This is a genomic window from Ilumatobacter sp., assembly GCF_039969435.1.
In the GTDB taxonomy this organism is placed as follows: Bacteria; Actinomycetota; Acidimicrobiia; order Acidimicrobiales; family Ilumatobacteraceae; genus Ilumatobacter_A.
The window spans coordinates 499,568-525,426 of record NZ_JBDVNU010000036.1; the positions used below are offsets into that span (position 1 = coordinate 499,568).

22 protein-coding genes, 1 pseudogene and 1 riboswitch are annotated in these 25,859 nt (G+C 67.7%); of the genes and pseudogenes, 15 read left to right on the top strand and 8 right to left on the bottom strand.

The features are described 5' to 3' along the window. Positions 1-9 precede the first annotated feature (9 nt). The 3 genes from ABJK40_RS19570 to ABJK40_RS19580 are packed head-to-tail and all read left to right on the top strand — an operon-like array spanning position 10 to position 2,515. Positions 10-519: a PH domain-containing protein gene (locus tag ABJK40_RS19570; RefSeq protein ID WP_348481869.1), complete on the top strand. Its 510-nt coding sequence runs from the start codon at positions 10-12 to the stop codon at positions 517-519. Next, the gene (locus tag ABJK40_RS19575; protein ID WP_348481867.1) at positions 516-1,958 is read left to right on the top strand and encodes a PH domain-containing protein; all 1,443 of its coding nucleotides are present in this window, start codon (positions 516-518) and stop codon (positions 1,956-1,958) included. The genes ABJK40_RS19570 and ABJK40_RS19575 overlap by 4 nt, the downstream gene beginning before the upstream one ends. Positions 1,959-2,017: 59 nt before the next feature. Continuing rightward, positions 2,018-2,515, top strand: coding sequence for a phosphoribosyltransferase (locus ABJK40_RS19580; protein WP_348481865.1), 498 nt, complete (start codon positions 2,018-2,020; stop codon positions 2,513-2,515). 12 nt (positions 2,516-2,527) lie between these two features. On the opposite strand, the pseudogene ABJK40_RS19585 reads toward ABJK40_RS19580, so the two are convergent. The 3 genes and pseudogenes from ABJK40_RS19585 to ABJK40_RS19595 form a co-directional block, all read right to left on the bottom strand. Beyond that, positions 2,528-3,160: pseudogene (locus ABJK40_RS19585) on the bottom strand (aquaporin); the annotation flags it as partial. Between the two features lie 100 nt (positions 3,161-3,260). Further along, entirely contained in the window at positions 3,261-4,319 is a 1,059-nt protein-coding gene (locus tag ABJK40_RS19590) for a site-2 protease family protein (protein ID WP_348481863.1), read from the bottom strand. A 126-nt stretch (positions 4,320-4,445) separates the two neighbouring features. Further along, positions 4,446-6,014 (bottom strand): NAD(P)/FAD-dependent oxidoreductase, encoded by a 1,569-nt coding sequence (locus ABJK40_RS19595; protein WP_348481861.1) that lies wholly within the window; start codon positions 6,012-6,014, stop codon positions 4,446-4,448. A gap of 48 nt (positions 6,015-6,062) precedes the next feature. Here ABJK40_RS19595 and ABJK40_RS19600 point away from each other — a divergent pair, with 48 nt between their 5' ends. Further along, a complete protein-coding gene (locus ABJK40_RS19600; protein WP_348481859.1) occupies positions 6,063-6,875 on the top strand; it encodes a creatininase family protein in 813 nt (270 codons plus the stop codon). 45 nt (positions 6,876-6,920) lie between these two features. On the opposite strand, the gene ABJK40_RS19605 is transcribed toward ABJK40_RS19600, so the two are convergent. Continuing rightward, a complete protein-coding gene (locus ABJK40_RS19605; protein ID WP_348481857.1) occupies positions 6,921-8,150 on the bottom strand; it encodes a hypothetical protein in 1,230 nt (409 codons plus the stop codon). A gap of 64 nt (positions 8,151-8,214) precedes the next feature. Between ABJK40_RS19605 and ABJK40_RS19610 the strand changes: the two genes are divergently transcribed. From ABJK40_RS19610 to ABJK40_RS19635, 6 genes are all read left to right on the top strand, one after another. Further along, on the top strand, positions 8,215-8,568 hold the full coding sequence (locus ABJK40_RS19610) for a VOC family protein (protein WP_348481855.1): 354 nt from the start codon (positions 8,215-8,217) through the stop codon (positions 8,566-8,568). Positions 8,569-8,590: 22 nt separating this feature from the next. Next, complete coding sequence (locus ABJK40_RS19615; protein ID WP_348481853.1) at positions 8,591-9,814, top strand: amidohydrolase family protein; 1,224 nt, start codon at positions 8,591-8,593, stop codon at positions 9,812-9,814. Between the two features lie 55 nt (positions 9,815-9,869). Then, positions 9,870-10,643, top strand: a complete 774-nt coding sequence (locus tag ABJK40_RS19620; RefSeq protein ID WP_348481851.1) for an ABC transporter ATP-binding protein — start codon at positions 9,870-9,872, stop codon at positions 10,641-10,643. After that, entirely contained in the window at positions 10,643-11,575 is a 933-nt protein-coding gene (locus ABJK40_RS19625) for an ABC transporter permease (protein ID WP_348481850.1), read from the top strand. The genes ABJK40_RS19620 and ABJK40_RS19625 overlap by 1 nt, the downstream gene beginning before the upstream one ends. A gap of 52 nt (positions 11,576-11,627) precedes the next feature. Next, complete coding sequence (locus ABJK40_RS19630; protein ID WP_348481848.1) at positions 11,628-12,839, top strand: hypothetical protein; 1,212 nt, start codon at positions 11,628-11,630, stop codon at positions 12,837-12,839. 132 nt (positions 12,840-12,971) lie between these two features. Next, positions 12,972-14,153, top strand: a complete 1,182-nt coding sequence (locus ABJK40_RS19635) for an LLM class flavin-dependent oxidoreductase (protein WP_348481846.1) — start codon at positions 12,972-12,974, stop codon at positions 14,151-14,153. Positions 14,154-14,184: 31 nt separating this feature from the next. Here ABJK40_RS19635 and ABJK40_RS19640 read toward each other — a convergent pair whose 3' ends face one another. Continuing rightward, positions 14,185-15,777: a gamma-glutamyltransferase gene (locus tag ABJK40_RS19640; RefSeq protein WP_348481844.1), complete on the bottom strand. Its 1,593-nt coding sequence runs from the start codon at positions 15,775-15,777 to the stop codon at positions 14,185-14,187. A gap of 26 nt (positions 15,778-15,803) precedes the next feature. Further along, positions 15,804-16,868 (bottom strand): beta-eliminating lyase-related protein, encoded by a 1,065-nt coding sequence (locus ABJK40_RS19645; RefSeq protein WP_348481843.1) that lies wholly within the window; start codon positions 16,866-16,868, stop codon positions 15,804-15,806. A 74-nt stretch (positions 16,869-16,942) separates the two neighbouring features. Here ABJK40_RS19645 and ABJK40_RS19650 point away from each other — a divergent pair, with 74 nt between their 5' ends. The 4 genes from ABJK40_RS19650 (at position 16,943) to gcvP (ending at position 24,268) form a co-directional block, all read left to right on the top strand. Next, complete coding sequence (locus ABJK40_RS19650; RefSeq protein WP_348481841.1) at positions 16,943-17,332, top strand: hypothetical protein; 390 nt, start codon at positions 16,943-16,945, stop codon at positions 17,330-17,332. Positions 17,333-17,915: 583 nt separating this feature from the next. After that, a complete protein-coding gene (locus ABJK40_RS19655; RefSeq protein WP_348481839.1) occupies positions 17,916-19,832 on the top strand; it encodes a peptidoglycan-binding protein in 1,917 nt (638 codons plus the stop codon). 60 nt (positions 19,833-19,892) lie between these two features. After that, positions 19,893-21,071 (top strand): LLM class flavin-dependent oxidoreductase, encoded by a 1,179-nt coding sequence (locus tag ABJK40_RS19660; protein ID WP_348481837.1) that lies wholly within the window; start codon positions 19,893-19,895, stop codon positions 21,069-21,071. A gap of 121 nt (positions 21,072-21,192) precedes the next feature. Then, positions 21,193-21,280: riboswitch (glycine riboswitch) on the top strand. 129 nt (positions 21,281-21,409) lie between these two features. After that, positions 21,410-24,268 carry an aminomethyl-transferring glycine dehydrogenase gene (gene gcvP, locus ABJK40_RS19665; RefSeq protein ID WP_348481835.1) on the top strand — a complete coding sequence of 953 codons (2,859 nt, stop codon included), beginning with the start codon at positions 21,410-21,412 and terminating at the stop codon, positions 24,266-24,268. A 10-nt stretch (positions 24,269-24,278) separates the two neighbouring features. Here the strand turns inward: gcvP and ABJK40_RS19670 are convergent, their stop codons facing one another. After that, positions 24,279-24,917, bottom strand: coding sequence for a phosphoadenylyl-sulfate reductase (locus tag ABJK40_RS19670; protein ID WP_348481833.1), 639 nt, complete (start codon positions 24,915-24,917; stop codon positions 24,279-24,281). Between the two features lie 107 nt (positions 24,918-25,024). Between ABJK40_RS19670 and ABJK40_RS19675 the strand changes: the two genes are divergently transcribed. Beyond that, on the top strand, positions 25,025-25,633 hold the full coding sequence (locus ABJK40_RS19675) for a hypothetical protein (RefSeq protein WP_348481831.1): 609 nt from the start codon (positions 25,025-25,027) through the stop codon (positions 25,631-25,633). A gap of 3 nt (positions 25,634-25,636) precedes the next feature. On the opposite strand, the gene ABJK40_RS19680 is transcribed toward ABJK40_RS19675, so the two are convergent. Further along, entirely contained in the window at positions 25,637-25,834 is a 198-nt protein-coding gene (locus ABJK40_RS19680; RefSeq protein ID WP_348481829.1) for a hypothetical protein, read from the bottom strand. Positions 25,835-25,859: the final 25 nt, after the last annotated feature.

The following is a 25,859-nucleotide window of genomic DNA, read 5'->3' on the forward strand; positions in this document are numbered from 1 at the left end:
GGATCTCGCATGGCGTTCACCAACGACCCGATCCCGCTCGATCGTGTCCCACGTCTGAGTGACGATGCATTCGTGCCCGTCGACCGTCGCTACCTGCGTGTCCGACTCACCGGCACCGCGATCACGGCGGTCGTGGTGGTGATCGTCGCCTTCGTCGCATCGATCTGGATCGACGGGTCGGTGGCGGCAGGACTCGGAGTTCTCCTCGTGGCTGTCCTCGCCGGATCGGCGATCGTCGCAGCAGTCGAGGTGCGCCGGCTCGCCTACCAACTCCGGGACCACGACGTGTCGCTGCGCAACGGTGTCATCACGCATCGCACCCAGACGCTGCCGTTCTCACGGGTGCAACACGTGAACCTCACACGAGGGCCGGTGGAGCGTGCCGTCGGACTCGCGTCACTCGAGATCACCTCTGCGGGGCCGAACATCTCGATCCCCGGTCTCGCCCTCGCCGAGGCCGAGCGGATCAAGCAGCTCGTGTCCGAGTATTCGCACGTCGACGTTCATCGCGACGCGTGATCGACCTCGCCGAGCCGCAACGCCAGTCACCACTCGCGATCCTGTTCTTCGGCCTGAAACTGGTCCGTCGGATCGGGATCGTGCAGGTCGGCGTCGGTCTGCTCTTCCTGTGGAACACGCTGTTGGCCGGCTCGCTCACACTGCTGGTCCTCCTCACAGGAGCCGCTCTGTCGGCGTTCGGTGGTGTGTCGTGGTGGCGTTCCACCTTCCAGGTGGTCGACGGCGAACTCGTCGTGCGGTCCGGCGTGGTGCGTGCGGACCGCCTGACCGTGCCGCTCGACAGGATCCAGAGCATCTCGATCGAGCAGGAACCCCTGCACCGGGTGGTCGGTCTGGTGAAGGTCTCGGTCGACTCGGCCGGGTCCGACGGCGCCGAGTTCGAGATCGCGGCCGTCACACGCGAGGTCGCCGAGGCACTCGAACGAGCGGCGGTCACCGATGCGCCTCGGCCCTCACCGGTGCCGTCGGTCATCGCACCGGCACGCGTCGACGGACCCGAATCAGAGCCCGATGAGGTCGTGTTCACCCATGGATGGCGACGGCTCGTGAGAACAGCCCTCACGACCTGGCCACTCAGCGGGCTCGTCCTGCTCGCCCCGCTCTTCGCGTTCGGCGACGAGATCGGCGACTTCCTGTTCGGTGAGCCGATCGACGGGCTGGTCCGTTCGGTGCCGTTGCGGGGGGTCCCGCTCCTCCTGGCGGCGTGCATCCTGGTGGCCGTTGCGCTCAACGTCGTGCGGATTCTGCTGACCGACTGGGCGCTCACTCTGAGGGCGACATCGGCTCGGGTGCAGCGGACCTCGGGTCTGCTCTCGCGGACGAGTCGGGCGAGCAGTGTCGAACGGATCCAGATGGTCTCCAGTCGTCAGAACCTGCTGCAACGTCGGGCGGGCCTGTACTCGGTCACGCTGTCCACCATCGGCCACGGTGATCTGGACCTGAACGGTTGCAGCGGGACCGAACTCGACGACATCCGCCGCCGGGTACGGGTCGCCGCACACTCGCCGCACCGTGACGATCGACGTGTCGATCCTGCGACTGCGTGGCCGGCCGTGTGCACTGCGATCGTCGTGGTCGCAGCGTTCGTCGTCGGACTCTGGTTCGCGGTGGGGCCGTGGGCACTGCTGGCGACGGGCCTGATCGCGCCGAGTTGGGCCGCTGCGCGTCGCGCCGTGTCCAATCAACGCTGGTCGATCGGCGACGAACTCGCGTCCGAACGCCGTCTGCTCTCGACCGACCTCGACCAGGCGCTGGTGTTCAAGGCCAACGCCGTCGTCGTCACACAGACGATCTTCGAGCGTCGCAGGGCGCTCGCACGGATCCGCCTCGTCACCGCCGCTGGATCCATCGAGATCGGCATGATCCCGCTCGACGAGGCGCAGGCTGTTCGCGACGTCATCCTCGTCGCAGCCTCCACCGACCGACGACCCTGGATGTGATCTGTCGGCCACGATCGAGATGGAGCGAGACGGTCTCGACCGGTGTAGGTTCGCTCGGCATGGCAGACGAGCGAGAGATCATGACGTGGGACATGTTCGGGGAGGCGACTCGTGACCTGTCACAGACGGTCGCGGACGACGGCTACGAGCCCGACATGATCCTCTCGATCGCCCGTGGCGGCCTCCTGCCCGGGGGAGCCATGGGCTACGCCCTGTCGATCAAGAACGTGTACACGATGAACGTCGAGTTCTACACCGGGGTCGACGAGCGGCTCGACGTGCCACGGATCCTGCCACCGGCCCCCGACTTCGTCGACCTGTCCGACGGGAAGATCCTGATCGTCGACGACGTGGCCGACACCGGCAACACGCTCAAGTCCGTGGAGGAGTTCTGCGAGGGCAAGGTCGGCGAGGTCCGCACCGCGGTGATCTACGAGAAGTCCCACTCGGTCGTGAAGTGCGACTACGTGTGGAAGCGCACCGACCTGTGGATCAACTTCCCGTGGTCGGACAAGCCACCGATCGCCGCCCGAGACGGCTACGTCCCCGAGGCCTGACGGCTCGTCGAATCAGCGAATGGTTCCTTCACCCTGAGCGAGTTCTTCGGGAATCATCACGTCTTCCGGGTCGCCGATCACGTAGCGGTGGAGCAACGCGCCCAGCACGGCGCCGATGGTCGGAGCGACCCAGAACATCCACAGCTGCGCGATCTGGTCGCCGCCGGCGAAGATCGCCTGCGATGTCGATCGTGCGGGGTTGACACTGGTGTTGGTGACGGGGATCGAGATGAGGTGGATCAGCGTCAATGCGAGACCGATCGCCAGACCTCCCATCGCGGGCGCCGCCTTCTTGGACGTGGCACCCATGATCACGACGAGGAACACGGCGGTCAGGACGACCTCCACCAGGAACGCAGCCCCCAGGTCGTACCCACCCGGGGAGAATTCGCCGTAGCCGTTCGAGGCGAAGGCTCCTGCACCGTCGCCGATCGTGACCGCCGGGTTGAAATGCCCACCCGACACGTGGCCCAGTGCGTAGGCACCGATCAACACGGTGAGGCCGAACGCCAGGCTGACACCGAGGAACCCGAGCCCGAGGCTCGTTCCGTTGCCGCCGGTGCCGAAGTCGGCGGCGAGCACGGCAGCACCGCACCCACCCAGCACCAACCGGAACGTGCCGATCAATTCGGCACCGAGTGCTTGATGTTCATGTCACCTCTCCCTCGTGAATCGTGAAGTGGTGAAGTTACGACATCGGATGATGACCCGTGAACGCCGACGGGGCGAGCGCCGGGTGAGGGGGTCAACCCGCCTGTGCGGCGTTCAGACGTTGCTGGAGGATCTTGGGTGGGATCACACCGGCGAGTTTGCCGTCGTTCCACACCGTCACGACCGGTCGCAGCGGGTTGAGCCGCGGGAGGACCGACGAGAGATCGTCGTCGGGACCGGCCTGTGCGGTCTGGCTGAACGGAACCATCAGGCTGTTCAACATGATCAGTGCACGCTGCTCGGCGGGAACCGCCCACAGTTGCTCTTCCAGGACGAGTCCGTCGAGTTGGCCGTCGTCATTGGCGTCGACGGCCACCATTCCGGCACCGCCGAGGCGTGAACGCTGCCAGATCATCGAGTCGGCGTCCATGTCGGATCCGGCGTGCGCGACGCCGAACCACGTCAGATCGCGGACCTTGACCCCGTCGAGGCGTTCGAACAGATACGAGCCGGCGATCTCCGCCTTGGCGTTCGCCGCGATGAACACACCCGTCAGGGCGATGAAGATCCCGCCCTGACCGTTGAACATCAGCGCGACGCCGGCGATCCCCATGCTCCATCCGAGCACTCGGCCTACGTTGCCCGCTTCTCGCATCGCCCGGTACTTGTTCCCGGTCCGGGCCCACCGCGCCGCACGCAGCACGCGACCGCCGTCCAGCGGTGCCCCGGGCAGCATGTTGAACACGGCGAGCAACAGGTTGACGGCACCGACCCACGCCATGACCCTCGACTCGACGAGGATGCCGCCACCGAGGGCGGCGACTCCGATCACGAGACTCACGAGCGGTCCGGCGACCGCGATGAAGCCGTCGGCACGAGGTGTCGGCGGCTCGCGGTCGAGTCGCGCGACGCCGCCGAGCGCCCACAGGTCGATCGACTCGGTCTGCACGCCGTACCGGCGGGCCACGAGTGCGTGACCGAACTCGTGGGCGAGGATCGACAGGAGGAACGCGGCGACCGCCAGGATTCCTGCGGTCGTTCCCAGTTGACCGGCGAGATTCACGCCGAAGAACGCGGCGACCAGAGCCATGCTCCAGTGCGCCCGCACCGGGATTCCGAAGTAGCGGCCGAGGCCGAGTGATCCATTGGTCATGGGGAGGTTGGTCCTTTCAGGAGGGACGCCGTGTACAACCGTACGACACGATCATCTGTTCCCCCGGTCGACCTCGCTTCGCCCAACCTCTGTTGATCGATCCGGGAGCGATCAACAGAGGTTGGGTCAGCGGGAGGCGAGGACGACGGTGGCGCAGTTGCGGCCGCTTGCGCCCCACACGCCTGCACCGGGGAACGTCGCAGCGCCCGTGAGGTACAGGCCGGCAACGGCGGTCTCGTAGCCGGTGAGTTCGGGGTGGGGGCTCCGGAAGGCTGCGAGCGGGCCGCCGGCGAAGCTCGTGGCATGGCCCGCCGGAAGATGGAAGTCGGACTCGTACCGGTCGGGGGTGACCGCACGCCAGTCGACGATCGAGTCGAGGAGCCCGGGTTCGCACAAGTCGGCGAATGCTTCGAGCCAGCGGCGCGGCTCGGTCGAACCCGGCCACCCACCCGCCAGGCCGTACGGCGTGTACAACGCTTCCAGACTCAGGACGTGGTGGCCGTCGGGAGCCATCGACGGATCGAGCAGCGTGGGCACGTTGACGAGCAGCCCCGGCTCGTCGAGCACCGCACCCTGCGAGATGAGCCCGTGACCACGGTGGATCGAAGCCAGTTCGGGAGCGATCACCGTGGTGGGGCCGAGCGAACGTTCGCTCTCACGCAGGCGCGGGACCGCGTCGAGGACCACGTCGAGCTTGGATTCGTACCCGTCGGCATGGGGGACCGTCTTCCAGCGCCGGATCAGGTCGTCGGCGGCTGCGGGCGGATGCTTCAGCCACCGCAGGAACGTGTCGTGAGGGTTGCAGGCCGACACGACGATGGACGCTGACACCAGTTCGCGGTCGTCATCCGATTCACCATCGACATCGAGCGCCGAGCGCAGCCGCACTGCGCTGACCCGGTCACCCGTACAGCAGATCTCGGTCACCAGGGCCGACGTGCGCAGGGTGCCGCCTGCGGCCAGGAATGCGGTGAGCAACGCCTGGGGCACCTGTCCACTCCCGCCGATCGGTCGGCCGACCTTGGCCACGTGGCGCATCGCGTGCGTGAGTGCACCGAGGCCGGACCCTGCGAACTCGGGGGAGATGCCCCAGACCATCGGCCCCGTCACCGCTCCCGGTCCCCGGACGATCTCGGTCTCGAAGTACGACCGCAGGACGTCCGATGCGCTGCGACGACTCCACCGCAACAACGCCGGAGTGCCGGCGAGTCGTCGCGCGAGCGCAAGCTTGGTGAGGCCGGCGAGCGTCGGCGGCGTCGTCGCGGCCTCGAAGATCATCCGCACCGCGGGCATTGCGGCCTTCGCGTACCGCCGATACCCGTCGACGTCCCCGGGAGCGACGCGGGCGATCTCCTCGATCGTGGCGTCGAGGTCGTGGTGGCTCGACCAGGCCGATCCGGTCCGGGCCGCGTCCCAGGTGGTGTTGTGCTGCGCCGGTTCGACCTCCTGGTAGACGAGGCCGTGATCGGCGAGCGCGAGTTCCTCCATCACGGGCGTGGTGCGGAACGTGAGGTGATCACAGTTGCAGATGTTGACCGTGGCTCCCGCGAACTGCTCGCTCGACGCGGTGCCGCCGACGGAGTCGCGAGCTTCGACCAGCAGGGTCGACATGCCGGCGCGAGCCAGATAGGCAGCCGTGACGAGGCCGTTGTGACCCGCTCCGATCACCACTGCGTCGAAATCGGGTGTCGTCATCGTCGGAAGTCTCTCGCGCCCGGAGGTCGTGGGCCTAACGTTCCTGGTGTGTCACCTGCCCCGTCCCACGACAACGACCAACGCCCGTCGCGCCGACTCGACGAACTCCGCGCTCCACAACTGGATTCGCTGCTGTCCGACCGCTCGATCCTGATCCAGCCGCTCGGCGCGGTGGAGCAGCACGGTCCGCACCTCCCGTTCAACACCGATCTACTGATCGCCGAGCGGGTCGCGATTGCGGCCGTGGCCCGTGCGGCACCCGACCGAGACGTCTGGCTGCTTCCGCCGCTCGCGTACACGAAGTCGAACGAACACGCCTGGTCGTCGGGCACGATCTGGCTCTCGGCCGACACCCTGCTGCGCGTGCTCGACGACATCGGACGCTGCGTGGCGGTCACGCCGGCGCGCAAGCTGGTCTTCATGAACGGGCACGGTGGCAACTCTGCGTTGGTCGGTGTCGCGAACCGTGAGATCCGGCTCCGGCACGGGCTGATGACGTTCCTCGCTCACCCCGGCGTGCCACCCGACCAGGGTGGGGTGTCAGCCGCCGACGAGCACGGGATGGGCATCCACGGCGGCACCGACGAGACGTCGCTGATGCTGCACCTCGCACCTGAACTGGTGGACATGGAAGCGGCCACCCGCAACATCCCCGAGACGCTCGTCGCGAACCGCCACGTCCGTTTTGGTGGGACCGTCGGCTTCGGTTGGCTGTCGAACGACTTCGGACCCGACGGGCACATCGGCGACCCCACCACTGCGACCGCCGAACGCGGGGCGGAGATCTTCGAAGCGGCCGTGGTCGCCTTCGTCGAGGCGCTCGCCGAGATCGACCGTTTCGAGTTGCCCCTCGCGCCCTGACCTCCCGACCGGTCGACGGATCGACGGACCGCTCGACCGTCGTGTTCAGCGGCTGACGGTCGGGTCGACGAACCGGTCGTCGACCAGGTCGTCGACCGACACGACCCCGACCTCGAGTGCGGCGGCCAGATCGACGAGGAACGAGTCGAGTCCGACCGTGTCGACGGTGCCCGGTGCATCGGTGCGGGCGAGATCGAACACGGCGCCCTCGATCGCGAGTTCGGTCGCGAAGTCGAACAGCGTGGGAGTCAGCGGTTCCAGCGGATCGAACTGACCGCGGACGTCGCTCATCACCACGTTGGTCGCCTCCGGGTCGGTGGCATAGGCGGTGATGGACTGCTGGATCACCCGGACCAGTCGCCCGAGGCACTCGTCGGACACCCGTTCTGTCACGGCGTCGGCGAGGAGCACGTCGTCGAGCGACCGCCACCCGGCGTCGGAGGCCGGCAGTGCGACGACCGGCCTGGCCCAACGGGGGATCGATGCGAGCAGGACGGGATCGATCGTGAGGTCTCCCTGTTGAGCGACGACGCCGTCGGCCTCCACGAAGGAGGCCGGCAACCCGTCGGACCCTCCGACGAGTTGTTCGCTGGAGAGCACGCCCGTCGCGGCGAGGAAGCGGATCACCGGAGCGTCGGTGATGTGGCGGACCTCGATGCCCTCGGTGCGCAATGCCGCGTAGTCGGTCACGTCCGGGTGGGTGCCGGGATCGACGATGACGGCATCGCTCGACCGGTCCGTGAGCGTGACGACCGCGTGCGTCTCGAGGATCGATCGATCTCGGACCGCCACCGCCAGGGAGTCCAGCGCGAGGTCGATCGTGTCGTCGTCGGCCATCACCGCCACCGCGCTCTGGAACCCGACCGTCGGTCCGCCGGACCGGATCTCGAGCGTGGTCGCCTCGACGACCCCGTCGGCTCGCACCAACGGCGCGGACACGGCGTTGCGCACCGGATCGACGACGGGCGACGGACCGAGTAGTGCGTACAGCGGTCCGAGGCCGACCTCGGGGAAGTCCGACGCCTGGATCACGACCGAGTCGCCGCACACGTCGGCGAGGGGTCCGTCGGCGAAGGACGCGGCCGCCGGAGGATCGGTCACGGGGGGTTCGCTCGTGACGGAGAAGGCGTCGGTGGCAACCGGGACAGGGACCGGAGTGGTCGCGGGCCCCGAGTCCGATGGCGGCGGCACCGCATCGGACCCACCCGCACACGCCGCCGTCCCCACGGCCAGCGCGATCGCTGCGACGACGACTCGAGCCCGGCGACGTCCCATCCGCCGATTGTAGGAACGCCGCGATGCCCGGGCGGGGCACCCCCTTGCCGTACCGTCTCGACGAATGGGAGCTCAGTTCGATCTCGTCACCCTCGACTCGCCGTCGCCCGACGACCTCGGCCGGTTCTGGGCCGCAGCGCTCGACCTCGTCGAAGTCCAGCGTGAGGACGGTGATCGTTGGATCGTCTTGGCCACGGAGTCCGGAGTCCGCCGGATCGGCATCCAACGCGGTGCGACGCGTGTCGGCTCGGTGCACCTCGATCTCTCCTGTGACCTGGCTGACTTCGACGACGAGACGCGCCGACTGATCGAACTCGGGGCCACGATGATCCGAGAACCTCGACGGGAGGACTACGGGTCGATCGTGAATCTGGCCGATCCGGACGGGAATCCGTTCGACCTCTGCGCATACCGCTGACGGCATTCGGTACCTTTCCGTCGTGCGACAACGACTTCTCCGCTCGGCCGGCACGATGGACGGGACCCATGTCGATGTCCTCGTCGACGTGGACGGCACGATCTCCGAGGTCGGCAACGACCTCGACCCCGGACCCGACGTCGACCGAATCGATCTCGACGGCTGGCTGCTGCTGCCCGCCGCGACCGAACCGCATGCGCACCTGGACAAGGCGTTCCTCGCCGAAGTGGTCCACAACCCGACCGGCGACCTGATCGGAGCGATCGAGGCGATGCGCCGTTCGCGCCATCTGCTGACGGTCGACGAGACCGTGGAGCGTGCCGAGCGGGCGGCCCGGCGGATGGCGGCGAACGGCTACTGCGCCGTCCGCACCCACGCCGACCTGACCACGGAACACGGCCTCACGTCGATCGAGGCACTCACCGAGGTCCGACGGCGGGTGGCCGATCTGATCGATGTCGAGATCGTGGCGCTGTGCGGTTGGCCGGTCACCGGGCCGGGTGGAGCCGATCAGCGCCAGCTGCTGCGTACTGCGATGCAAGTCGGAGCAGATCTCGTCGGCGGCGTGCCACACCTCGAGGCGCACGGCGGCAGCGGCACGATCGCCGAGGCGACCGACTTCCTGCTCTCCGTGGCCGACGAGTACCGGCGTCCCGTCGACCTGCACACCGACGAGACCCTCGATCCGACCGCCGACGGCCTCGACGTCCTCGCCAGCAACGTGCTGGGCGGATTCGACCTCCCGGTCACCGCGAGCCACTGCGTCAGCCTCGGCCAGCGTTCCGCCGACGATCAGGCACGAACGGCGGTCCGCGTCGCCGAAGCGGGGATCAGCGTCGTGGCACTCCCGCACACCAACCTCTTCCTGCAGGGCCGGGGCCACGCGCCGATGCCGCGGGCCCTGACCGCAGTGGAGGCGTTGCGTACCGCCGGCGTGAACGTCGCGGCGGGCGCCGACAACCTGCAGGATCCGTTCAACCCGCTGGGTCGAGCCTGCCCCTTCGAGACAGCGGGTCTGATGATGCTGACCACACACGTGTCCGCGAGCGACGCCTGGGCCATGGTGTCGAACCACTCGGCCCGGGCGCTCGGACGTGCGGAGTCCCCGATGCCGGCCAACGGCCTGGTGGTGGGCGAGCGGGCCGATCTGCTCGCGGTCCGGGCCGGCTCACTACGCGAGGCGATCGCCGAAGCGCCGGGGGAGCGGCGCGTGTGGCGAGCCGGGCTGGAGCGTGCGGAAACCTGATGTTCACAGGGCGGCCTCCGACCCGGATGAGCCGGAGAGGTATAGTCGTCCGCGCATGACCTCCGTGGATCTCGCCAGCGATCAGACGTCCACACCGTCAACCGCCCGGCTGCGTTTCGACGGCCTGTCGATGGTGTTCCGCGACGGCACTCATGCGCTGGAGGACATCTCCTTCAACGTCGCTCCGGGCGAGTTCACCACCGTGGTCGGTCCGTCGGGATGCGGTAAGTCCACTCTCCTGCGCATCGCATCCGGGCTCGAGACCGGGTACACCGGGCTGTGCGACGTCGATCGCGATTCCATCGGGTACGTGTTCCAGGACGCCACTTTGTTGCCGTGGCGGACGGTGCAGCGCAACGTCGAGTTGAACGCCGAACTCCACGGTGTCTCCAAGGCCGAACGCCAGCGTCGAGCTGCCGAGGCGATCGAACTCGTCAATCTCGTCGGTCACGAGAACAAGTACCCGAAACAACTCTCGGGCGGCATGAAGATGCGTTGCTCGCTCGCACGGTCACTGGTGCTCAATCCCGGGGTGTTCCTGTTCGACGAGCCGTTCGGCGCACTCGACGAGATCACGCGCGAGTTCCTCAACGACGAGTTGCTCCGTCTGTTCACACTCGAGCAGTTCGCTGCGCTGTTCATCACCCACTCGATCGCCGAAGCGGTGTTCCTCAGCACACGTGTGCTGGTGATGTCGGCTCGTCCCGGTCGGATCGTGGGAGACTACGCCGTGCCCTTCGGGGCCGAACGCCCGCACGACCTGCGCTTCGAACCCGAATTCGCCGAACTGTGCGGCCGGATCAGCGACGACATGAAAGGCGCTCACTGATGACGACCTTCGACGATCCGAGCCTCGACGAACGGGTCGACGCTGCTGCTGCGCTCCCAGAAGCAGCCGTGCTGGGCGAGACGCCTGCTCCCGTCACCCGGGTCGCCGCCGTGCGTCAGCCCGGAGACGGCTTCGTCGGTCGGTTCCTCCCACCGGTCGTCATGTTCGCGGTCTTCGTGGGCATCTGGTACGTGTACTCGACCCTCGCGTTCGACCAGGCGTTCCAGCGTCGCAACGCTCTGCCCTATCCGCACGAGGTCGTCCAGGACGGCTTCCTCCCGTTCTGGGACACCACCCAGGGCACGCGTGAGATCCTCGGATACATGTGGCCGACCGTCAAGGTCACACTGCTCGGACTCGCGATCTCCATCGTCGTCGGGGTGTTCATCGCCGTGGTGATGAACGTCTCGAAGTACTTCGAGCGGGCGATCTTCCCCTACGCCGTGGTCGCCCAGACCGTCCCCGTGCTGGCGATCACGCCGCTGCTGACGCAGGTGTTCGGCGACCGTCTCGGCGTGCGTCTGGCCGTGGTGTTCCTGATCGCCGTGTTCCCGATCATCACCAACACCCTGTTCGGCCTGCAGTCCACGGAACGACTGCACCACGACCTGTTCACGCTCAACAAGGCCAGCCGCTGGACGCGCCTGTGGAAGCTCGAACTCCCCGCAGCCGTGCCGGCGCTGATGACCGGGATCCGCATCGCATCGGGCCTCTCGGTGATCGGTGCGATCGTCGCCGACTTCTTCTTCAACCAGGGCGACAAGGGCATCGGCTACTTCATCCGGGTGACCCAGCAGAAAGCCGCCGACCGGCCGGACATGCTGGCAGGAACGATTGCCGCCTCTCTGTTCGGCGTCGTCATGTTCTTGATCGTGGGAGCGATCACCACTCGTGCCATCCGTGACTGGCACGATTCGGCCCGCACGGGCTGATTGAGCAACACCCAACCACCACACACACCTGTCATCAGGGGGAGAAAACACCATGAAAGCAACCAGGGCGATCGCCTTGGCGAGCGTGACTGTCATCGCGCTCGCTGCATGCGGATCCGACAGCGATTCCGAAGCACCGACCGACACCACCGCCGTCGCCGACACCGACGCCACCGACACAGGCTCGGCCACCACCGACGGCGAATCCGCCACCACCGACGGGGAAGCGGCCACCACCGACGGCGAGGCCGTGTGCCCGTCCGAACTCGTGATCCAGACCGACTGGTTCCCCGAGTTGGAGCACGGAGGCACCTACCAGTTGATCGGACCCGACGGCGTCGCCGACAAGGACACGGTGTCCTACTCCGGCCCCGTCCAGGAGCAGTACGCGGTCGGCGGCCTCGAGACCATCACCATCCGCACCGTGAACTTCGACAAGTCGAACGCGTCGGTCCTCGCCGACGGTGATGCCGACATGGCGTACCTCACCACCAGCGACATCATCAAGGACTCGGCAGCGATCCCGCTCGTGGCGATCGCCAAGACACTCGACCAGGACCCGCAGATGGTGCAGTGGGACCCGGCGCAGTACGACATCACCGAGCCTGCCGACATCGCCGCCACCGGAGCGCAGGTGCTGCACTTCCCCGGCACGTCCTACATCGACTACATGATCGCCGAGGGCTTCATCACCGCCGACCAGAGCAACCCGAGCTACGACGGCTCCGACGGCGCCTGGGTCGCCGATGGCGGCAACTTCTTCCAGCAGGGATTCGCCACCAACGAGATCTACAAGTACGAGAACGACGTCGCCTGGAAGGACGGCGGCCCGGCCGACGTCAGCTTCTTCACCGTCGGCGACCTCGGGTTCGAGAACTACCCGGCCGCCATCACGATGCTGCAGAGCCGGGCCGACGAGCTCGACTCGTGCCTCACCGAACTCGTTCCGATGATGCAGCAGGCGTGGATCGACTTCCTGGACGACCCCAAGCCGATCACCGACGCGATGATCTCGATCAACGAGACCCACGACGGCTTCTGGAGCCTCAGCGAAGGGCTGAACGAAGCGGGTCTGGCCCTCGTCGAATCCGACGGATACGCCGTCAACAGTGACGACGGCACGTACTGCAGCTTCGATCCGGACCGGATGCAGACGCTGTACGACATCCTGCAGCCGATCTATGCCGAGCAGGGCACCGAAGTGGCCGACTCGGTCGAGGGCGTGTACACGAACAAGTACTGCGAGGGTGCGCCGGGTCGCTGACCCGGGACACCATCCGTTGCAACCGATCGAGGCCCGCTCCGATTCGTCGGGGCGGGCCTCGCCGCGTTTCGGGGTGATGAATCATCGGGTTTCGGTACGCCAGATCGCACGCGACGCGCGATCATGGTGGCCATGGTCGCAGCGAAAGATCTCAAGCTCGGAGCGTTCTTCTTCGGAGGCGTCGAGATGGACGACGCCGGAGCGGGGCTCCCGAACCCGATGGACCGGCGGTACTCGAACGAGGAGTGCTGGCAGGCCACGCTCGACTACGTGAACTCCGCCAAGGAGGCCGAGCGGCTCGGTTTCGACTCGTTCTGGACCACCGAGCACCACTTCCAGTACGAGGGCTACGAAGTCATCCCGAACGGGCTGCAGATCTCCACGTGGATCGCAGCACAGACCACGAAGCTGCGGTTCGGGGCGATGTTCAACGTCGTTCCGCAGTGGAACCCGATGCGCCTCGCCGAGGACTTCTCCACGCTGCACAACCTGTCGGGTGGGCGGGCGATGCTCGGCGTCGGACGCGGCACGGTGCCGCGCGAGGTGCTGCACCTGAACGACAAGGGCGTGTCGATCGGTTCCCAGGACAACCCGGACCAACAGGCCGACGACGCCCACAACCGCGAGATCTTCGAGGAGTCGATGGAGATCGTGCGTCGAGCACTCGACAACGAGCGCTTCTCGTTCCAGGGCAAGCACTTCCAGATCCCGCTTCCGGGCATCCCCGACCGCGGGGCCACGGTGCAGGACCTCACGCTGATCCCGCGTCCGATCTACCCGTACGAGATCTGGCAGGCGGTCACGTCGCCGCCCACGCTCGACTACGTCGCCCAGGTCGGCCACGGCGCCGTGTTCTGGAACCAGCACCACTCGTTCATCAAGCGCCACTGGGACGCATACGGCGAGAAGTACGCCGCTGCGCACGATGGTGTGCAACTGGAGCCCCACGAGAAGCGGATGCTGGTCGTGTCGTACCGGATCGAGGACTCGATGGAGGCGGCCCGAGCCTCGGCGCTGCCGGGTCACGACGAGTTCTGGAAGTTCCTCGGCCCGTACGGCTGGAGTCGCGGCTACATGGGGCCCGACGGCAAGCCGTCGCCTCCCGGCCTGATCCCGACGCTCGACGAGTCCATCGAGAACAAGACGATGCTGCTCGGCACCGCCGAGGACGTCGCGGCCGAGGTGCAGTTCCTGAAGGATCTGCTGGGCTTCGAGTACCTCACGCTGTTCCCGCATCACCTGGGCGACAGCTACAAGAAGGCCGACGAGCAGATGGCCCGCTTCACCGAGGAAGTCCTCCCGCTCCTCACGTGACGGCCGGTCCGGCCTGACTCACTCCGGCCGGTCAGCCTCCGGCGCAGGAACCGACGACGGCCCGGGGATCGGACGAGCCGGACCACATGCCGTCGCGACCGGCGACGATCGCACAGGCGTGGCCGAACCCCGAACTCCACTCGGTCGCACCGCTCGTCCGGTGTCCACGGGCCGCGAGGGCCTCGACCCACTCCTGCGGCGCGTTCCCTTCGACGCTCACGCCCGGTCCGGCCGACGAGGTCCACGTGTCGAAGCCGGTGTCGGGGCCCTTCAACGCCCAGCGACCCGCAGCGATGGCCCGAGCCGGGCTCTGGCGATGGTGGAAGAGGCGTGCGGCGATCTGCAGCATGATCTGGGGCTGCGCGTCACCTCCCATGGTGCCGAGCACGGCGGCCAACGACCCGTCGTCCCGGGTCGCCGCCATGGGCAGCAAGGTGTGCGGCGGCCGCCGTCCCGGGCCGAACTCGGCAGGATGACCGGCCTCCAGGGAGAATCCCATCCCACGGTTGTGCAGGTTGATGCCGGTGTTCGCCTCGACGAGGTGGCTGCCGAAGCCCGATGCGTTCGACTGGATCAGGGACACCGCCATCTCCCGGCCGTCCGCGGAGCGACCCGCCGTGCACAGGTACGTCGTGTCGCCGTCGTCGGAGGGTGCCCATCGACGACTGGCCCGTTCGGGGTCGATCTCGTCGACGCGACCGTCGATGACGTCCAACAACTCGAGGCCATCGGCACCCTCGTGCAACTGTCGAGGGCGGTCCCGGCCCGCCGCGATCGACGCTTCGACGAGCAGGTGCGCCCATCGATCGTCGTCGGGATCGGCCGGCAGGTCGAGGGTCGAGGCGAGCCTCGCCGCTCCGAGTGCGAGGTACCCCTGGGAGTTCGGCCCGACCGTGTGCAGGGTCACGCCGAATGCGTCCGCGCTCAGCGGTGTCTGCCAGTCAGCCTGCACGGTCGCGAGATCGGCCTCGGTGAAGAGTCCTCCACCGAGTTCCACGAGTCCCTCTCCGAAGGCCCCTTCGTAGAACGTCGAACGTCCGCCACCAGCGACACCGGCCAACGCCGCCGCGACACCGGGTCGCCGGACTCGTCGACCGTTCGAGGTCGCCTGTGCCGCCAACTCGGAGAGGTTCGCCTGCGCCTGGTCGCCGGCGAGGTGCAGCGAACCGACGAGCAACGGGCTGGCCGGGAAGCCGTCGTTCGCCAGGCGGATCGCCGGAGCGAGGACCATGGTCAGCGGCAGCGATCCGAATCGCTCGTGCAGCGCCATCCAGCCGTCGACGCATCCGGGGACCGTCACCGAGCGGATGTCCAGCCGGAACGGCATCTCGGTGAGGCCCTCGGACCGGAGTGCGTCGGGATCTGCGCCCGACCCGGCGCGACCGGACGCATTCAGAGCGTGCACCTCACCGTCGACGTGGACGAGCGCGAGGAGGTCGCCACCCATGCCACACAGGTGCGGAGCGGTGACGGCGATCGCGGCGTTGGTGGCGATCGCCGCATCGACGGCGTTGCCTCCACGACCGAACATCTCGACCCCTGCCGACGTGGCGAGGTGGTCGGCTGACGCGACCAGGTGATTCGGAGCCCGGACGGAGCGCAGTGGGGGGTTCACGATCGACATCCCCCGACCGTAGGCGAACCGGGTCGTCAGCCGACCAGCGCCCGAACCCCTGCGGCGAACGACTCGATGTCCTCGTCGGTCGTGTCCCACGCGGTCATCCACCGGACCTGATGGACGGTCGGATCCCAGTCCCAGAAGAAACACCACTCGCGCAAAGGTTCGATCAGATCGGGCGGCAGGGTCGGAAACAGGCTGTTGACCTGGGGGAGCGGCCCCACGTCGACGCCGTCGATCCCGCTGACCAGACCGTGCAACCGCCTCGCCATCGCGTTCGAGTGTTCACCGAGGCGGATCCACAGATCGTCGGCGAGCAGAGCGTTGAACTGGGCGGCGATGAAGCGCATCTTCGACGGCAACTGTGTGACCTGCTTGCGCACGTACTCCGATCCGGTCTCCACGTCGCTGTTCAGGAAGACCACGGCCTCCGCGCCGAATGCTCCGTTCTTCGTTCCTCCGAAGCTGACCACGTCGACTCCGGCATCGACGGTGAAGCTGCGCAGTGCTGCGACGTCACCCCCGAGTGCGGCGGTGGCGTTGGCGATCCGCGCACCGTCGAGGTGGACCAGCATCCCGTTCGCGTGCGCTGCGTCGCACACCGCCGACACTTCGGCTGGGGTGTACAGCGTGCCCAGTTCCGTGGGTTGGGTGATCGACACGATCCCGGGCTGCACGTGGTGCATCACGCCTCGGAGGTGGACGACGCTCTCGATCATCTCCGGCGTCAACTTGGCGTCGGGCGAGGGCAGATCGATCAGCTTGGTGCCGAGAACGCGCTCGGGCGCTCCCGTCTCGTCGGCCTCGATGTGGGACCAGTTGGTGCACACCACGGCGTGATGCGGCCCTTTCAGGGATCCGAGCATCGTGGCCAGAGCGGCGACGTTGGCCCCCGTACCGTTGAAGCAGAGGCGGGTGATCACGTCGGTGCCGAAGAGTTCGCTGAACCGTCGCTCGGTCTCCGCTGTGTGCGGATCCGACCCGTATGCGAGCACGTGGCCCTGATTGGCGTCGACCACCGCCTGGACGATGGTGGGGTGGGCGCCGGCGGCGTTGTCGCTGGCGACGGAGCGGCCGGGGGCCGGTGGGAGCGTCATCACCCCGCCGATTCTCGCAGTCGACGGAGCCGATGCGGTCCACTACGCGGGATCGAGGCGACTATGGTTTCGTCATGACGCAATCGGAGGCGGTCGGTGGGAGCAGGGGAGCGGATCGCAGGTGCCGTTGGTGCCGTCGAGCGCTCCTCGCACGTTCGGGTCCCGGGCGACCGCGGGAGTTCTGCAGCCAGAAATGCCGCCAGTGGGACTGGGTGTCACGCCAGCGCGCCGCCGATCTGGCCCTCGGCGCCGACGAGATCGTCGTACGTCGCGACGAACTGGACCGACTCCACGACGACCTCTACATGCTCGCCTGCGCCGTCGAAGACGTCGAGCTCGACCTCGGCGACCTCCCGACCAACAGGGAACTCGCCGACGCCCTCGCCTGTCTCCTCGCCGCCGCGAAACCCCTGCACAACCGACAGATCAGCGCCCCCGAACACCAGAGCAAGAATTCGTCATGACGATTCACCCCAACCACGCAAGAGTGCGTGATGTGACAGCTGCACCCCGAAGCTGAGCCCAGCACATCCGATTCCGCCAGCGCCAACGTGGCGCCGCAGAAACCGAGCAACACCCGAAGCGCCTGCGCGAGGCGGTCCGGCAGCAACACCAACGTCGCGCACGCGAACGTCGCCCCGGAGAAGTCGATACCCCGGTTGGGCACGCAGGCAGCGGTTCGGCACGCGGTCCGGCATCCACGACACCAGCCAGAGGGACCGTCCGGCCGCAGACGTCGGAGGGTTGGCATTATCGGCGCTCCGCAGGCAGCCGTAGGTCCAGCGTCGCAGACGCCCCTACCCCGGCGCCCCTGCGGAGCGCCGATAATGTCCGTTATGTCAATTCGCCGTCATCGAATGGACACGGACGTCGAGATCCGTCATAGTGATCCTGCGACGGGAAATCCCTGCTGGGGGTGGTGATTCATGGTGACGAACGGTGTCTCTCCGGAGATCTGTCTGTCGCCACGAGTCTCGACCTGTAGTGGAGCGTTCAAGTCGTAGTGCGGGCGGACGAAGAGATCTTCATGCAGGAGGCACTCCGCCGATGACCATTTTCCCACGCACCGTCCCCCGGACCCCGAGGCTCCGACCGTCGATCCGTCGTCGTCTGATCCAGGGCGTCTGCGTCACGGCGCTGACGGCCGTCGTCGTCGGGGCGTCCGGCGCGACCACGTCGGCTGCTCCGGGTGCGGCGATCGAGGCACCCGTGGCGGTGTCGGCTGCCTTCACCGGGCTGCGCGTCGGGAGCCAGGGCAGCGACGTCCAGGCTCTCCAGAGGGCGTTGATCGCCGCGGGCATCACGGTCCCCGGCGGTGCGGACGGCGTGTTCGGGCCGGCGACCCGCCAGGCCGTCGTGGCGTTCCAGAACGCGAGAGGGCTGTCGGCGACCGGCGACGTCGACCAGGCGACCGCGGCAGCGCTCACCTCACCCGGAACTGCGGGCACCTCGTCGGGCGCGGTCCTGTCGGTCGGCGCGCGCGGCCCGCAGGTGACGGCGGTCCAGAAGCGGCTCGTCGCGCTCGGGGTGTACCTCGCCGGCGGGGCCGACGGTGTCTTCGGCCCGTCCACGAAGCGTGCGGTCACCCAGTTCCAGGGGTGGAACGGCCTCGAACAGACCGGCACCGTGAACGCAGCGACGGCGACGAAGCTCGGGGTCGGGGCGCCGGGTGCAGGCTCGGCCACACCCCCGGCCACCGCACCGACGACCCCTCCGGCGGCGGGCATCAATGCCTACGTCGGTCTCGCACAGGGTGCGCGTGGCGCCCTCGTGAAGGATCTGCAGACCGCCCTGCAACGCAAGGGCCTGGTCGTTCGCGGCGGCGCCGACGGCGTGTTCGGCAGCGCGACCGCGACAGCGCTCAAGGCTCTCCAGCGCGTCAATGCTCTCTCCGAGACCGGCGTGGTCGGGCAACGCGAAGCCGCGATCCTCGGACTCGGCACCGCCACCGCGCCGCCTGCGGCCACCCCGTCGACCAGCCAATACCTCGGTCTCGAGGTCGGCGCTCGCGGTCCTGCCGTCAAGGACGCCCAACAGGCCCTGATCGCCGCCGGAGTCCCCGTGCGCGGCGGCGCCGACGGCGTGTTCGGCAACGTCACAAAGTCGGCGCTCACGACATACCAGACCGCCCTCGGCATCACCGCCGACGGCACGGTGAACCAGGCGACGATCGACAAGCTCGGTCTCGGGTCCTCGTCAGCGCCCACGCCCATGCCCGCGGCCGGGTCCACGCCGGCCACTCCCCCGGCGGCGGGGGCGAACCCGTACGTCGGTCTGTCGGTCGGCTCGAGCGGCCCGCTCGTCCGCGAACTCCAGACCGCGCTCCAGCGCACCGGTCTGGTCGTCCGTGGTGGAGCAGACGGTTCGTTCGGTCCCGCCACCAGGACCGCACTGATCGCGTTCCAGTCGGTGAACGGCATCCCCCAGACCGGTGTCGTCACGGCGCAGGGCGCAGCCATCCTGGGTCTCGGGTCGGGCAGCGTCGGCATCGTCAACCCCGGTTCGGGCGGGAACGTCACGCTCGCACGGTTTCCCGTGCAGGGACGATGCTTCTTCGGCGACACCTGGCACGACGCACGCAGTGGAGGGCGCCGCCACGAGGGCGTCGACATCATCGCCAACGAGGGCAAGCTCCTCTACGCCGTCGTCGACGGGGAGATCTCCAAGCAGTACTGGGACAGCCCCGGAGCGCTCGCCGGCAACGGCCTGCGGATCGCTCAACCCAACGGCACCTACTTCACGTATCTGCACATGTCCGGGTTCGCTCCGGGCATCACCGTGGGCACACAGGTGAAGGCCGGCGACGTGATCGGATTCGTCGGCAACACCGGATCGAGCGCCACCGCACACCTCCACTTCGAGATCCATCCGGGTGGCGGCGCCGCGGTCAACCCGTATCCGTACGTGAAGGCGATCGACGACTGCTCCAACACGACACCGCGGTACCAGTCCAGCTTCGCCTGATCGGACGACGCCCGATCTGTCGGGTCGAGACGGTGGCGACGTTCATGGGATGATCGCGGCATGCCGAGCTTCACCATCGACCATCCACTGCGTTTCGGGATCTTCCTCCCGCCGATGCACAAGACGGGGGTCAATCCCACCCTCGCCATGCATCGGGATCTCGAGCTGATCGATCACCTCGATCGCCTCGGCTACGACGAGGCGTGGATCGGAGAGCACCATTCGGCGGGGTCCGAACTGATCGCCAGCCCCGAGGTGTTCATCGCGGCAGCGTCGCAGCGCACCACGCACATCAAACTCGGAACGGGTGTCAACTCGCTCCCCTACCACCATCCGCTGATCCTCGCGGACCGCATCGTGATGCTCGACCACCTCACACGCGGCCGCATGATGTTCGGGGCGGGGCCGGGGCAGCTCACGTCGGATGCCGCGATGCTCGGCATCGACCCGAACGCCCAACGCCCACGGATGCACGAGGCGTTCGACGTGATCATGCGGCTGTTCCAGGGCGAGGTGGTGACTGCGCACACCGACTGGTTCACCTGCCAGGACGCCGTGTTGCAGATGCGGCCGTACTCGGACTTCGACGTGGCACTCGTGTCGTCGGTGTCACCCTCGGGCTCCAAGCTCGCCGGTCGCCACGGCACCGGACTGATGTCGATCGCCGCAACCGAGCCCGCCGGTTTCGGGGTGCTCGACTACAACTTCAACGTCTGGCAGGAGGAAGCGGCGCTCAACGGACACACGGCCGATCGCGCGGACTGGCGACTGATGGGCCCGATGCACATCGCCGAGACCGAGGCGCAGGCACGCGAGAACTGTAGGTACGGGCTCCAGTGGGTGTTCGACTACCTCGGCCACATCCTGCCGATGGGCGACCCGAACGATCCCCCGCCGCCGAGCGACTACGACGCATTCGTCGACTTCCTCAACGAGTCGGGCCGCATGGTCATCGGGACCCCCGACATGGCGATCGCCCAGATCGAGCGACTCCAGCACAAGACGGGCGGGTTCGGCTGCTACATGATGATGGGCGCCGACTTCGCCCCGTGGCAGGCCACGAAGGACAGCTACGAACTGTTCGCGTACGAGGTCATGCCCCACTTCACGGGCCAGGCGGCACCGGTGCAGGCCAGCTACGACAAGATCATCGACGCCGGCACGCGTTGGGTCGATGCGACCCTCGGCGCACAGTTGACCGAGATCGGCAAGTACGAAGAGGAGCGCGCCGCACGCTGAACGCCACGGCCGCGCAGCGCGAGGCGGAAGGAGCGGTTCGGAACCCGACGTGCGCCCACCGCACGGCCACACCCGAACACGCCGACGTCGTGTAGCTTTCGGGACACAATCGAAACGCCGTCGTCTTCGATCGGGAGAGTCACCTGCGAGGTGACGCCGAAGGAGCAACCACCCCGGAATCTCTCAGGCACCCGGACCGGTCGGAGCAGGCACGCTGGAAAGAGGTCGATCCGTCATCCGCCGTCGGATGTCGGAATCGGCCCGCCCACGGGGATCAAACTCTCAGGCAGCCACGACAGCGGGGGATCCACCGACCACCATCCCCTCCCGGAGGCGCCGTGCCCACTCCCCTCTCCCACCTGATCGAGTCCGACGAGTTCGTCCGTCGCCACATCGGACCCTCCGAGATCGACCTCGCTCACATGCTGAGCACGCTCGGCGTCGATTCGTGCGACGACCTGATCGACCAGACGGTGCCCGATTCGATCCGTTCGACCGAACCGCTCGCCCTCGACGACGCCGTGTCCGAGCACGAAGCGATCGCACGGCTGCGGGCGATCGCCGGCCGCAACACCGTCGTCACCAGCCTGATCGGCATGGGGTACCACGGCACGATCACTCCTCCCGTCATCGCTCGCAACGTGCTCGAGAACCCTGCGTGGTACACCGCCTACACGCCGTACCAACCCGAGATCAGCCAGGGACGCCTCGAAGCGATCCTCAACTTCCAGACCCTGATCTGCGAGCTCACCGGGCTCGACGTGGCGAACGCCTCACTGCTCGACGAGGGGACTGCTGTCGCCGAGGCGATGACGATGGCGAGACGCCGTTCCAAGGCCAAGACACAGCGATTCTTCGTGCACCACGATCTGCATCCCCAGACGCTGGCCGTCCTGCGCACGCGTGCCGAGCCCGTGGGCGTGGACCTCGTGGTGGGCGATGTCGACATTCTCGACGGCGACGGCGACGACGCCGACGTCTTCGGCGCCGTGTTCGGTCACCCGGGCTCGAGTGGTCGGATCACCGACTGGACGCACGCAATCGAGCGGGTCCACGAACTGGGTGCCGTTGCGATCGTCACCACCGATCCGCTCGCGTGCGTGCTCGCCACTCCCCCGGGCGCCATGGGTGCCGACATCGCAGTCGGCTCCGCTCAGCGGTTCGGTGTGCCGATGGGCTTCGGTGGCCCGCACGCCGCATTCGTGGCGGCACGCGAGGACGCGGCTCGGGCCATGCCGGGACGAATCGTCGGCGTGAGCGTCGACACGCACGGACGGCCTGCGCTGCGCCTGGCGTTGCAGACACGCGAGCAGCACATCCGTCGGGAGAAGGCGACCTCGAACATCTGCACCGCCCAGGTGCTCCTGGCGAACATCGCCGGCCTGTACGCCGCCTGGCACGGTCCCGAGGGACTGACCCGGATCGCCGAGCGGGTGCAGCGACTGACATCGATCGCAGCGGCCGGCCTACGGGCGGGCGGCGTCGAGGTACGCAACGACACCTGGTTCGACACGCTGACCGTGACGGGCGATGCCGACCGACTCGTCGCTGCGGCGCTGACGGCGGGTTTCAACATCCGCAGGACGAGCGACGACTCGGTCGGCGTGTCCTTCGACGAGACCACCACCGCGTCGATGGTCGCCGACATCGTGGATGTTCTCGGTGGGCAGCCCATCGACGCCGACTCGTACGACTCGGTGCCCGACGGACTCCCGAGCGATCTGCGCCGCACCGACGAGTTCCTCACCCAGTCGGTGTTCGATCGGTACCACTCCGAGCACGAGATGCTGCGCTACCTGCGTCGCCTGAGCGACAAGGACCTCGCCCTCGACCGCACGATGATCCCTCTCGGGTCGTGCACGATGAAGCTGAACGCCACGAGCGAGATGGTGCCGATCACGTGGCCCGAGTTCGCGGACATCCACCCGTTCGCACCGGACGACCAGACGGTCGGATACCGCACGATGATCGCCGACCTCGAGGAGCGGCTGGCGATCGTCACGGGCTACGCCGCGGTGAGCATCCAGCCCAATGCCGGCAGCCAGGGCGAGTTCGCCGGGCTCCTCGCGATCCGTGCGTACCACCGGTCGAACGGTGACGACCAGCGCACGATCTGTCTGATTCCGTCGAGCGCGCACGGCACCAACGCCGCGAGTGCGGTGATGGCCGGCCTCGACGTGGTCGTCGTTCAGTGCGACGAGGGCGGCAACGTCGACCTCGACGACGTGCGCGCCAAGCTCGACGCGTACGGCGACCGGATCGCGGCGCTGATGATCACCTACCCGTCGACGCACGGGGTGTTCGAGGCCGGTGTCGCCCGGTTGTGTGCAGACGTCCACGACGCAGGCGGTCAGGTCTACGTCGACGGTGCGAACCTCAACGCGCTCGTCGGCCTGGCCCGGCCCGGGCGCTTCGGCGCCGACGTGAGTCACCTGAACCTGCACAAGACCTTCTGCATCCCCCACGGCGGCGGCGGGCCCGGCGTCGGGCCGATCGGGGTCGGCGAGCACCTCGTCGCGTTCCTCCCCGGCCACCCGCTCGACAGGGACGCCGCGGTCGGGGCCGTGTCGGCTGCGCCGTACGGTTCGGCGGGCATCCTCCCGATCCCGTGGATGTACACGGAGATGATGGGTGCCGAAGGGCTCACGAGGGCCTCCACGGTGGCGATCGTCTCGGCCAACTACATCGCCGATCGCCTCGATGCGCACTTCTCCGTCCTGTACCGGGGCGAACAGGGGCGGATCGCACACGAGTGCATCATCGACCTCCGGCCGATCACCAAGGCGACCGGCGTGTCGAACGACGATGTGGCCAAGCGATTGATGGACTACGGATTCCACGCCCCCACGATGAGTTTCCCGGTCGCCGGAACGCTGATGATCGAGCCGACCGAGTCCGAGACACTGCGTGAACTCGACCGGTTCATCGATGCGATGATCGCGATCCGTGGCGAGATCGCCCAGGTCGCCGAGGGTGTCTGGCCGATCGAGGAGAGTCCCCTTCGCCACGCGCCGCACACGGCCGAGGATCTGCTGGGCGACTGGGATCGGCCGTACTCGCGCGAAACGGGCGCGTTCCCGGTGCCCGGCGTTCGAGCGGCGAAGTACTTCCCGCCGGTGTCACGCATCGACGGTGTCCACGGCGACCGTCACCTCGTGTGCAGTTGCGAGCCTCTCGAAGCCCTCGCGATGCGCTGACGAAGGGTCCTCAGAGATGGAGGCCGCACTCCGTCTTCTCGGTGCCGGCCCAGCGGCCGGAACGGGGACCGTCGGTGGGGCGCACGGTGCAGGTGCGACAGCCGATCGAGTCGTAGCCGTCGTCGAGCAACGGGTTGGTGATGATCCCGTGACGCTCGATGTACTGACGGCGATCGTTGTCGCTCCACTGGGCGATCGGGCAGATCTTGATCGCACCGCGGCGGTCCTCGCCGATCAGCTCTGCATCGGCTCGCTGCTCGGTCTCGATGCGCTGCAGACCCGTGATCCATGCGTCGCGCCCCGACAGCGCACGATCGAGCATCGACGCCTTGTCGGCGCAGCACTCCCCCGACACCACGTCGCTGCGCATCGGGACGAGCGATGCGATCCGCTCGACCGCGATGCCGTAGTGCTGCTCGACGCGCTCGACGGTCTCCAACGTCTCGTCGAAGTGGTAGCCGGTGTCCAGGAACACGATCGGGATCCTCCGATCGATTCGCATCGCCAGATCGATCACGACGGCATCCTGCATCGACGACAGCACGCAGACGCGGCCAGGATGTGTGGACCACGCCCAGTCGATCGCGGCCAGAGCCGTTGCTGCGACGACGTCGGCGAGAATACCTGACTGGTCTTGTCGGGTTTGCATGTCCAGAACATAGCGATGGATACCCGACAAACCAAGTCGGGATTCGAGAACTTCGGTGCCGGCGTCCGAGGTCCACTGCTCCGGACGCTCCGAAGTAGGTTGGCCGCATGGCCGATTCGGATCCGTTGTCCCAGATGTTCAGCTTGTTCGCAGCGCCGCTGTCGGCAACCGTGCAGTCGTTCGAACAGTTCCGCAGAGGCGTCGACCAGTTCCAGCGTGGTGTCGAGAACTTCAATCGGACCATGGAGAACCTGAACGAGACCGCCGAACGGATCAACTCGCTGCTCGCCGAGGTGGAGGAACCGATCCGTGCCGCCGTCCCCCAGGTCACGCGCACCGTCAGGGCGGCCGACGAGATGATGAAGATCGTCGCCGGCCCTGCGATCGCGGTCGCGCCGGGCCTGCAGGTGCTGGCCGAGACGTTGAACAACCCGGCGATGCGCCAGATGCCCCACCAGATCGCGCAGATGAACGAGGTGCTCAGCGACGTGACCGCCCGCCTGGCGCCGCTCGGTCACATGGCGGAGTCGGCGAGCGGCCTCTTCGGAGGTTTCAAGCTGCCGGGCTTCGGGGGCTCGTCCCAGCCCAAGCCTGCCGCACCGTCGGCGGCCGCGACCCCCGAGCCCGCCCCGGAACCGGTGAAGAAGGCGGCGGCGCGCAAGACGGCCGCCAAGAAGACCACGGCACGCAAGAAGGCGGCGGCGCGGAAGAAGTAGCGCTCAGTCGTACGCCGAGTTCACGTCGACCCAGTCGTCGGCCTCGCCGTCGGGACGTTCGGTCCACGACCCGGTCGGCATCCACACCTCGGCGTCGGGTCTCGTCGCGTAGGGACCGATCAGCAGGTCGTGGCGCCCGGCGTTGTCCACCCGCACGGCGACCTGTCGATCGATGTCCCAGTACCAGTCGTCGGTCACCATGACGACCGACCCTGTCAGCTCACGT